At 71.0% G+C, this 8,709-nt stretch carries 9 protein-coding genes; 2 read left to right on the top strand and 7 right to left on the bottom strand.

The annotated features are described in order from the left end of the window. Positions 1-384 precede the first annotated feature (384 nt). From AB0P03_RS24065 to AB0P03_RS24035, 7 genes are all read right to left on the bottom strand, one after another. Positions 385-1,770, bottom strand: a complete 1,386-nt coding sequence (locus AB0P03_RS24065) for an 8-oxoguanine deaminase (protein ID WP_363630696.1) — start codon at positions 1,768-1,770, stop codon at positions 385-387. Positions 1,771-1,838: 68 nt separating this feature from the next. Further along, positions 1,839-3,302 carry a nucleobase:cation symporter-2 family protein gene (locus tag AB0P03_RS24060; RefSeq protein WP_363630695.1) on the bottom strand — a complete coding sequence of 488 codons (1,464 nt, stop codon included), beginning with the start codon at positions 3,300-3,302 and terminating at the stop codon, positions 1,839-1,841. A gap of 274 nt (positions 3,303-3,576) precedes the next feature. Further along, positions 3,577-4,497, bottom strand: a complete 921-nt coding sequence (gene pucL, locus AB0P03_RS24055; protein WP_350875324.1) for a factor-independent urate hydroxylase — start codon at positions 4,495-4,497, stop codon at positions 3,577-3,579. Positions 4,498-4,529: 32 nt separating this feature from the next. Beyond that, entirely contained in the window at positions 4,530-4,865 is a 336-nt protein-coding gene (uraH, locus tag AB0P03_RS24050; protein ID WP_363579258.1) for a hydroxyisourate hydrolase, read from the bottom strand. A gap of 114 nt (positions 4,866-4,979) precedes the next feature. Further along, positions 4,980-5,483 (bottom strand): 2-oxo-4-hydroxy-4-carboxy-5-ureidoimidazoline decarboxylase, encoded by a 504-nt coding sequence (gene uraD / locus AB0P03_RS24045; RefSeq protein ID WP_363630693.1) that lies wholly within the window; start codon positions 5,481-5,483, stop codon positions 4,980-4,982. A gap of 250 nt (positions 5,484-5,733) precedes the next feature. After that, positions 5,734-6,114 carry a helix-turn-helix domain-containing protein gene (locus AB0P03_RS24040; protein ID WP_363630691.1) on the bottom strand — a complete coding sequence of 127 codons (381 nt, stop codon included), beginning with the start codon at positions 6,112-6,114 and terminating at the stop codon, positions 5,734-5,736. Then, positions 6,111-6,356: a thiamine-binding protein gene (locus AB0P03_RS24035; protein WP_079136014.1), complete on the bottom strand. Its 246-nt coding sequence runs from the start codon at positions 6,354-6,356 to the stop codon at positions 6,111-6,113. Before AB0P03_RS24035 ends, AB0P03_RS24040 begins: the two co-directional genes overlap by 4 nt. Positions 6,357-6,580: 224 nt before the next feature. Between AB0P03_RS24035 and AB0P03_RS24030 the strand changes: the two genes are divergently transcribed. Together AB0P03_RS24030 and AB0P03_RS24025 are read left to right on the top strand one after the other, a co-directional pair. Continuing rightward, positions 6,581-7,426 carry a TIM barrel protein gene (locus tag AB0P03_RS24030; protein WP_363630690.1) on the top strand — a complete coding sequence of 282 codons (846 nt, stop codon included), beginning with the start codon at positions 6,581-6,583 and terminating at the stop codon, positions 7,424-7,426. Positions 7,427-7,547: 121 nt separating this feature from the next. Next, positions 7,548-8,435, top strand: coding sequence for a 2-hydroxy-3-oxopropionate reductase (locus AB0P03_RS24025; protein ID WP_363579251.1), 888 nt, complete (start codon positions 7,548-7,550; stop codon positions 8,433-8,435). The last annotated feature ends 274 nt before the right edge of the window (positions 8,436-8,709 follow it).

Raw genomic sequence — 8,709 nt, 5'->3', positions numbered from 1 at the left:
GACACACATGGCGGTGATCGTCGCGGATGCCTCGCCCGCGACGATCACCACCAGTGCATCACGCCACGAAGTTGATCAATTACCCAACACTTTCTGAGACCGGGCGCGTAGCGGCGGACGCACCACGGCGAACGGATCACAGCAAGCGAATCACGGCGAACAGATTTCAGCGAACAGATAACAGATGACAACTTTCGTCAGCTGTCATCTGTTCGCTGTTATCCGTCACTCGTCACCCGCCCCCGGGCACGCCGCAGCCCCGGACCCTCGCCGTGGGTCCGGGGCTGCGGTCCGCGCGCCGGCCGGGAAGGCCGGGTTGCGGAGTCCGGGTCACGCACCGTCCCTGGGCGGCCCGGAGTTCAGGGGTGGAGGAGGAGCGGGGCGTCAGAGCGGCCGGGCGGCGAGCTCCTTGGCGGCGCGGGCGCAGGCGCGGGCGATCCGGTCCTCGTCGACGGTGGTCAGCTGGCCCTTCTCGACGACGGCGTTGCCGTTGACGAACAGCACGGCCAGCGGCGGCAGGGCGCCGAAGGTGAGGGCGGCGACCGGGTCGGCGATGGAGGAGTGCAGGACACCGTCGATCTTCCACAGCGCGAGGTCGGCGAGCTTGCCGACCTCGATCGAGCCGATCTCGCCCTGGCGGCCGAGCACCCGGGCGCCGCCCATGGTGCCCAGCCGCAGCGCCTGGCGGCCGGTGAGGGCGGCCGGGGACCCGTGCAGACGGTTGATCAGCAGGGCGTTGCGCAGCTCGGTGCCGAGTTCGCCGGACTCGTTGGAGGCGGTGCCGTCGACGCCGAGGCCGACCGGGACGCCGGCCCTGAGCATGTCGGGGACGCGGGCGATCCCGGCGGCCAGCCGGGCGTTGGAGGAGGGGCAGTGGGCCACGCCGGTGCCGGTCTCGGCGAACTTGGCGATGTCGGAGTCGTTCATGTGGACGCAGTGCGCCATCCAGACGTCCTCGCCGAGCCAGCCGACGGACTCGAAGTAGTCGGTCGGGCCCATGCCGAACAGTTCCTTGCAGAACTGCTCCTCCTCGGCGGTCTCCGAGCCGTGGGTGTGCAGCCGGACGCCCTTGCGGCGGGCGAGTTCGGCGGACTGGCGGAGCAGGTCGGTGGAGACCGAGAACGGCGAGCAGGGCGCGATGGCGATGTGCAGCATCGAGCCGAAGGAGGAGTCGTGGTAGGTGTCCACGGCGGCCTCGGAGGCGGTGAGGATGTCGTCGAGCTCCTCGACCGCGTGGTCCGGCGGGAGGCCGCCGTCCTTCTTGCCGCGGTCCATGGAGCCGCGCAGCGCCGTGAACCGCAGGCCGAGTTCCCGGACGGCCTCGATGGAGGCGCCGAGGACGTCGCCGCCGTCCTTGGGGAAGACGTAGTGGTGGTCGGAGGCGGTGGTGCAGCCGGACTTGAGGAGGGCGGCGGCGGAGCCCTGGCTGGCGGCGTGGACGAGCTTCTCGTCGATCCGGGCCCAGGTCGGGTAGAGGGCGACGAGCCAGTCGAAGAGGATGTCGTTCTGGGCGAGGCCGCGGGTGATCCACTGGTAGAAGTGGTGGTGGGTGTTGACCAGGCCGGGGGTGATCAGGTGGCCCTCGCCGTTGATCCGGCGCACCACGTTGTCCAGCCACTGCGGGGCGGGTCCGTCGCCGACCGACTCGATCGTGTTGCCGAGGATGACCACGTGGCCGCGGGCGTACTCGGTGTCGTCGGCGTCGACGGTGGCGATCGCGACGTTCTCGATGACGATCCGCTGGTCGGCGGGTGGGGGCTGGACTGCCATGGTGTCACTCCTATGGGGGAGGGCCGGGAGGGGCGTTCGCCGCGCGGGGTGCGCCCCTCCCGGGCCGGTCAGGACGGTGTCGCCGTCGGCACCGTCGCGCCGGAGGTCTTGCCGGATCTGGTCCGGCGGGCGGCTCCGGCGTGGTGGAAGAGCAGGTTGAGCAGGACGGCCATCACGCAGCCGACCGAGATCCCGGAGTGCATCAGGGTCCGGACGGCCTCCGGGAAGGAGTCGTAGAAGGTCGGTACCGCGATGGGGATGATGCCGACGCCGAGCGACACGGACACCAGGATGGTGTTCGAGCTGGACTCCATCCCAGCCTCCGCGAGGGTGCGGATGCCACTCGCCGCGACGGTGCCGAAGAGCACGATCCCGGCGCCGCCCAGGACGGGCTGCGGTACCAGGGAGACGAGCGACCCGAGCACGGGGAAGAGCCCGAGCAGGATCAGGATGCCGCCGCCGGCCGCGACCACGAAGCGGCTGCGGATCTTGGTCAGCGCCACCAGCCCGATGTTCTGGGCGAAGGCGCTGGCGGCGAAGCCGTTGAAGACGGGGCTGAGCGCGGTGGCCAGTCCGTCGGCCCGCAGGCCGGCGGCGAGCGTGGGTTCGTCGGCCTCGCGCTCGACGATCTTGCCCAGGGCGAGCATGTCGGCGGTGGACTCGGTCATGGCGACCACCATGACGATGCACATCGAGACGATCGCGGCGGCGTCGAAGACGGGCGCGCCGAAGTGGAACGGGGAGGGGAGCGCGAAGACCTTCGCGTCCTTGACCGCGCCGAAGTCGGCCAGGCCCAGCGGGAAGGCGATCAGGGTGCCGAGCGCCAGGCCGATGAGCAACGAGAGCTGCTGCCAGAAGCCGCGCAGCAGCCGGTTGCAGAGCACCACCGCGACGAGGGTGATCGCGGCGAGCCCGACGGCCCGCATGGAGCCGTATCCGGGGGCGCCCGGCGAGCCGCCGCGCGCCCAGTTGACCGCCACCGGAAGCAGGGACACCCCGATGAGGGTGATCACGGTGCCCTGGACGACCGGGGGGAAGAACCGGATGAGCTTGCAGAAGTACGGTGCCGCGAGGAAGCACAGGATCCCCGCGACGATCACCGCTCCGAAGATCACCGGGAGGGCGTCCTTCGGGCTGTGCTCCTTGGCTATGGCGATCATGGGCGCGACTCCCGCGAAGGAGACGCCGTTGACGAACGGCAGTCGCGCGCCGATCTTCCAGATGCCGAGGGTCTGGAGCAGGGTGGCCAGTCCGGCGGTGAACAGGCTGGCCGAGATGAGCAGGGCGAGTTCGGCGGGGGAGAGCCCGACGCCGGCGCCGACGATGAGCGGGGGTGCGACGACCCCCGCGTACATCGCGGCGACGTGCTGGAGTCCGGTGGAGAAGAGCTTCACCGGGGGCAGCAACTCGTCCACGGGGTGGGTTCCGGGCCCGGACGGCTCACCGGGGAGGTGCGCCGACGTGCCGTCCGGGCCAGAGGTTCTTTCCGGGGTGGAACCGCCGTCTTTACTGCTGGTGTCGCTGGGTGCCATGTCGAGCCCCTCTTGTGCCCGTGACTCCCGGCGCGCCCGCGGCGCTGGAGGTGCCCCGAGGGCGGGACGGCGGTGCAGGAGTCCCTCGGGGCGCTTCTCCAGTGCCCCGGGCCGGCCGCCGCGAGGCAGACACGAACTCCGGTGGGTGGGGGTGGAGAAACTGGTGGAACGGGTGGTTCTGGTGGTGCGGGTACTGCTGTCCGCCCGGACGCGGCCGGCGTTCGGGGGCCGGCGGGTGCGGCGACTCCGGGCGGTGCCCATTGGGGTGGGGCGGTCAGGCGACGGGGATGACCGGGACGACGCCCTCGCGGTGCACGGTGCCCTCGATGAGGCCGTACATCCGGTCGGCGGCGTAGTAGACCTCGTTGTCGTTCTTGAGGCCGAAGGGCTCCAGGTCGACGAGGAAGTGGTGCTTGTTGGGTAGCTCCAGGCGGACTTCGTCCACCTCGGCGCGGTTGTTGAGGACCCGGGTGCCCATTGAGTGCAGGGTCTGCTGCAGCGAGTAGGAGTAGGTCTCGGCGAAGGCCTCCAGCAGGTGCCGCCGCACGTGGGTGTAGGAGCGGTTCCAGTTGGGCTGGGCCTCGCCGTCCCGGCCGTCGTAGCCGTACTTCCAGCGGGCGGTGACCTGGGTGGCGAGGATGCGGTCGTACGCCTCTTGCAGGGTGGTGTACTTGTCCTTGATGTAGCCCCAGAACTCCGAGTTGGTGGAGTTCATGACGACGAGGTCCTTGAGGCCGGAGATGACCTGGACGGTCTCGCCGTCGTAGACGATCTCGGTGGTGCGGGTCTCCTGGCCGTTGCGGACGAAGGAGTGGCCGACCTCCTCCGAGCCGATGAAGCGGGCCGAGTTGTCCGGCGTCTTGATCCGGTCCCAGGCGTACTCCTCGATCCGGATCCGGGCGCTGTGCACGACGCCGCGCTCGGTGTCGTCGACGAAGTGGCGGGCCAGGATGATGCCGAAGGCCTCGGCCGACTCGATCCCGTGCTCCTTGGCGAAGGCGTACACGGTGTTCTTGGTGGTGTCGGTGGGGAGGCAGTTGGCGTTCGACCCGGTGAGGTGGACGTCCTCGAACTCGCCCCGGAGGGAGACCGAGACGTTCAGGTCCTTGATCTCGTGCCGGGTGGAGTCGCGGTAGACCCGCACGATGCGGTTCTCCGCCTTGCCGTACTGGTTCTGACCGAGCACGTGGGCCATGACGTGGCTCCTAGGGCTTCCAGGTCGGTCTACTAGCTTCCGCGGTAGACCGAGTATCCGAACGGGTTGAGCAGCAGCGGCACGTGGTAGTGGTGCTGCGCGGGCGCGACCGTGAAGACGATCGAGACCTCGGGGAAGAACGGCGGCTCCGCGGACTTGAGCGCGTGGTAGGCGCGGGTGTCGAAGAGCAGCCGGACGACCGAGCCCGCCTCCACGGCCGGCAGGTCCTTGACCCGGCCGTCGGAGTCCGTGGCGGAGGTGCCGAGCACCTGCCAGCCACCCTCGGTGTGCAGTGCGAGCTCGACCGGGACGCCCTCGGCCGGGCGGCCGAGGCTGGTGTCGAGCACGTGGGTGGAGATGCCAGTCATGGGTGAAGTGACCTTACTGATGGCAGAAGTGATCATTCGTCAACGCATGCTAACGATCCGTCAGGATCTTCCCGTCGGGGCCCGCCAGGACCCGCCAGGGCCTGTCAGGGCCTGTCAGGACGCGTCGAGCAGGCGATTGAGCCGAATGTCGTTGATCTTGCGCAGTTCGCCCCGGACGATCTCCGCCTCGGTGGCGGCGTCGTTGGGGTGGCGCTCGCGCAGGGCGGCGAGCATGGTGGCCGCGGTGCGGCCGGTCGCGCAGATCAGGAACACGTGGCCGAACTTGGCCTCGTAGGCGGCGTTGGCCTCGTGCAGTTCGTCGAGGAGGGCTTGGTCCACGCCCTGGATGCCGGCCTGCTCCCGCTGCGAGGTGGCGTCGCCGGTCCTGGGCTTGCCGATCCGGGCGTGGCCGGCCATCGCGTCGTGCAGGTCGGCGACCGTCAGCCCGGCCACGGCCGCCGCGTTGGCGGCGAGCAGGGACTCCCGGTCGGGCCAGGGCCTGGCCCGCGCGACGTCGGCGGCCCAGTGGGGGCTGGAGCAGACCTCCAGCAGAACGGCTTCCAGGTCCGCGGTGTCGGCCGCGGCCAGGGCGTCAAGGGTGTGGGGGTGGTTGGTCACGGGTGGACCTCCTGAAGAGTGGTGCCACCCGCACAAGCTAGATCCACCCCACCCGGCCGTCAACACTTTGTTGAACGGTTGGTGGTTACGTTTTGAACCGGCCGCCGTTGCCGGCGCGATTCGTGTGCGATTCGCCAAGTGCGCCCCGCCGGGGGCTGGTTCGGACTGGCCGCGCCGGCGGGGTTCGCCTGTCCGGAAGGTTTCCGCCGGGAGGAGGTCCTGGAGGAGTCGACCGGGGGATCGACCGGGGTCAGGAGGGCTTCGAGCCGTCCTGGCGGTTGAGGTAGTTGTACACCGTGAACCGGCTGACGCCGAGCGCCGAGGCGACCGTCTCGACCCCGTGGCGGACGGTGAAGGCGCCGCGCTCCTCCAGGAGGGCGACGACCCGCTGCTTCTCCCCGCGGTCCAGCTCGGCCAGCGGGCGGCCGTCGAACTGGCGGGCCATCTCGGCCAGCAGGCGGTCCAGGGCGCTGCTCAGGTGCGGCAGCCGGACGGCGAGCGCCGGGGTGCCCTCCCACTCCAGGACGACGTCCTCGGACTTTGCCTCGTCCAGTCGGACGGGCGTCGCGCCGACGGCGTCCAGCAGCGGCTTGATCGCCAGGGCGAGCGGGTGTTCCGCGTGCTCGGTCACGGCGTGCCGCCCTCCTCGCCGAGCACGCTGACCTGGACCGAGATCCGGGTCGCACCCGCGGTCAGGGTTTCCCGGAGCAGCTTGGTCACCGCGGCGAGCACCTGGTCGGCCTCGCCCTCGGCGCCGGTCCCGAAGGGGCCGACCGAGACGGCCAGGCCGGCCTCGTCGACGACCTGGCGGGCCGCCGCGGCGTGCTCGGGGAACGTGTCCAGTTCGAACGGTTCTGTCGTGAACTCCACCATCAATCGCACGTGCTCACTGTAGCGAGCGCCGGTGCGGGCGGGCGGGGGTCGGTCGATCCGGCGCCCGCGGTGCCGGCGGGAGGGGGTTCCGGGTTCACGCCCGGACTTCTTCAACAAAACGTTGCGGCGGTCTTGACACCTGCTCGCCGAGCCGGAGATGCTTCCACCAAGCAGAATCCCTCTTCCGGATCGTGGAAGTAGCGGATCTCGGAAGAGAGTGAGAGGTGAGTGACGTGACGGCCGCTTCCCGGCACAGCTTCACGGTCAACCTGTCGATCCTGTTCGGCGAACTGCCGCTGCTGGAGCGTCCCGCCGCGGCCGCGGCCGCTGGTTTCACCGCCGCCGAGCTGTGGTGGCCCTTCGGCGCCGAGCCCACCCCGTCCGAGGCCGAGCTGGACACCCTCCGCAAGGCCTTCGGCGACGCGGGCGTACGGCTCACCGGCCTCAACTTCCTGGACGACCTCACCCTCGGGGCCCGCGGCACCGTCTCGGTGCCCTCCGAGCAGGACCGCTTCCGGGCCAACGTCCCGGTCGCCGCGGGGCTCGCCGCCTCGCTTGGTGCCAAGGCGCTCAACGCGCTGTACGGCAACCGGATCGAAGGCGTCGAGGCCGCCGAGCAGGACGCCCTCGCGCTGGAGAACCTGGTGCTCGCCGCCGGGGCCGCGCACGAGATCGGCGCGATCCTGCTGATCGAGGCCCTCAACGCGGCGGAGTCCCCGGACTACCCGCTGGTCTCCGCGGCCGCCGCGGTCGAGGTGGTCGGCAAGGTCAACGCGGCCACCGGCCTGGGCAACGCGAAGTTCCTCTGCGACCTGTACCACCTGGCCAGGAACGGCGAGGACCTGCCGGCCGTCATCGACGCCTACGCCGACCGGTTCGGCCACGTGCAGATCGCCGACAACCCGGGCCGCAACGAGCCCGGCACCGGTGGACTGGACTTCGAGGACCTCTTCGCCCGGCTCACCGCCGCCGGCTACACCGGCCCGATCGGCCTGGAGTACCGCCCCTCCACCGGCGTCAGCGCCGACAGCTTCGGGTGGCTGCCGCGCGAGCACCGCGCCGCCGAGTAGGCGCCGAGCAGGCGCCGAGCAGGCGGGCCCTGCGCTGCCGCCGAGCAGGCGGGCCGCACGCCGCCGAGCAAGCCCGGCCCACCACCCTCCCCACCCCACGAACGACGTAAGGAACGACGCGATGAGCCGCAAGATCGCCTTCATCGGCCTCGGCATCATGGGCAGCCCGATGGCCGCCAACCTGGTCAAGGCCGGCCACCACGTCACCGGCTACAACCTCACCCAGCCGCCGATCGACGCCCTGGTCGCGGTCGGCGGTCACGGCGCCACCAGCATCGCGGACGCGGTGAAGGACGCCGAGGTCGTCATCACCATGGTCCCGGCCGACCCGCACGTCGAGCAGGCCATCCTGGGCGAGGGCGGCGTGCTGGAGAACGCCAGGCCCGGCACCCTCGTGATCGACATGTCCTCGATCACCCCGCAGACCTCCCAGAAGGTCGAGGCGGCCGCCAAGGAGAAGGGCGTGCGCACCCTGGACGCCCCGGTCTCCGGTGGCGAGGCCGGCGCCGTCGAGGCGGTGCTGTCGATCATGGTCGGTGGTGCCGCCGAGGACTTCGCCGAGGCCAAGCCGCTGTTCGACGTCCTGGGCACCACGGTCATCCACGTCGGGCCGTCCGGCGCCGGCCAGACCGTCAAGGCCGCCAACCAGCTGATCGTCGCCGTCAACATCCAGGTGCTCGCCGAGGCCGTGGTGTTCCTGGAGAACGCCGGCGTCGACCTGCCCGCCGCGCTGGACGTGCTCGGCGGCGGCCTGGCCGGTTCGACCGTGCTGAACCGCAAGAAGGCGAACATGGTCGACCGCGAGTTCGCCCCCGGCTTCCGGATCGACCTGCACCACAAGGACATGGGCATCGTCACCGATGCCGCCCGCGCCGTGGGCGCCGCGCTGCCGGTCGGCGCCGTGGTGGCCCAGCTGGTCGCCTCCGCCCGCGCCAACGGCGACGGCTCGCTCGACCACTCGGCGCTGCTGCGCGGCGTCGAGCGCCTCTCGGGCCGCGAGGTCAAGTAGGCCCCGGGGCTCCTCGGGCCCCCGTGAACTCCTCCTGGTGGCGTGTACCTCATCCGGTCGTGCCCGCGCCACCAGGAGGCCAGACCCGACCGGCGGGCGGGCCGGGGCTCATCCGCCCGCCCGCCGGTCGATCCAGCCGGTGATGCGTACTCCCCTGTCGGGGGCACTTCGGTCGTGCCGGTACGCCTCGCCTGGCCCCCTCCCCGCCGAGGGGAGCCTCTCGTACGTCGGAAGCGGGACGAGGGGAACGGCGGGGAGGGGGTCGCACCTCCCG

It is taken from the genome of Kitasatospora sp. NPDC088779 (genome assembly GCF_040685395.1).
Taxonomy (GTDB): Bacteria; Actinomycetota; Actinomycetes; order Streptomycetales; family Streptomycetaceae; genus Kitasatospora.
Note: the sequence above shows the minus strand (reverse complement) of the source record. Positions and strands in the feature narration are given on the sequence as shown.

Bases quoted from the DNA above. Each gene is read 5' to 3' on its own strand.
- uraH (WP_363579258.1), bottom strand. From the start codon at position 4,865: ATGACTGGCATCTCCACCCACGTGCTCGACACCAGCCTCGGCCGCCCG.
- AB0P03_RS24065 (WP_363630696.1), bottom strand. From the start codon at position 1,770: ATGGCAGTCCAGCCCCCACCCGCCGACCAGCGGATCGTCATCGAGAAC.
- AB0P03_RS24035 (WP_079136014.1), bottom strand. From the start codon at position 6,356: ATGGTGGAGTTCACGACAGAACCGTTCGAACTGGACACGTTCCCCGAG.
- pucL (WP_350875324.1), bottom strand. From the start codon at position 4,497: ATGGCCCACGTGCTCGGTCAGAACCAGTACGGCAAGGCGGAGAACCGC.
- AB0P03_RS24060 (WP_363630695.1), bottom strand. From the start codon at position 3,302: ATGGCACCCAGCGACACCAGCAGTAAAGACGGCGGTTCCACCCCGGAA.
- AB0P03_RS24025 (WP_363579251.1), top strand. From the start codon at position 7,548: ATGAGCCGCAAGATCGCCTTCATCGGCCTCGGCATCATGGGCAGCCCG.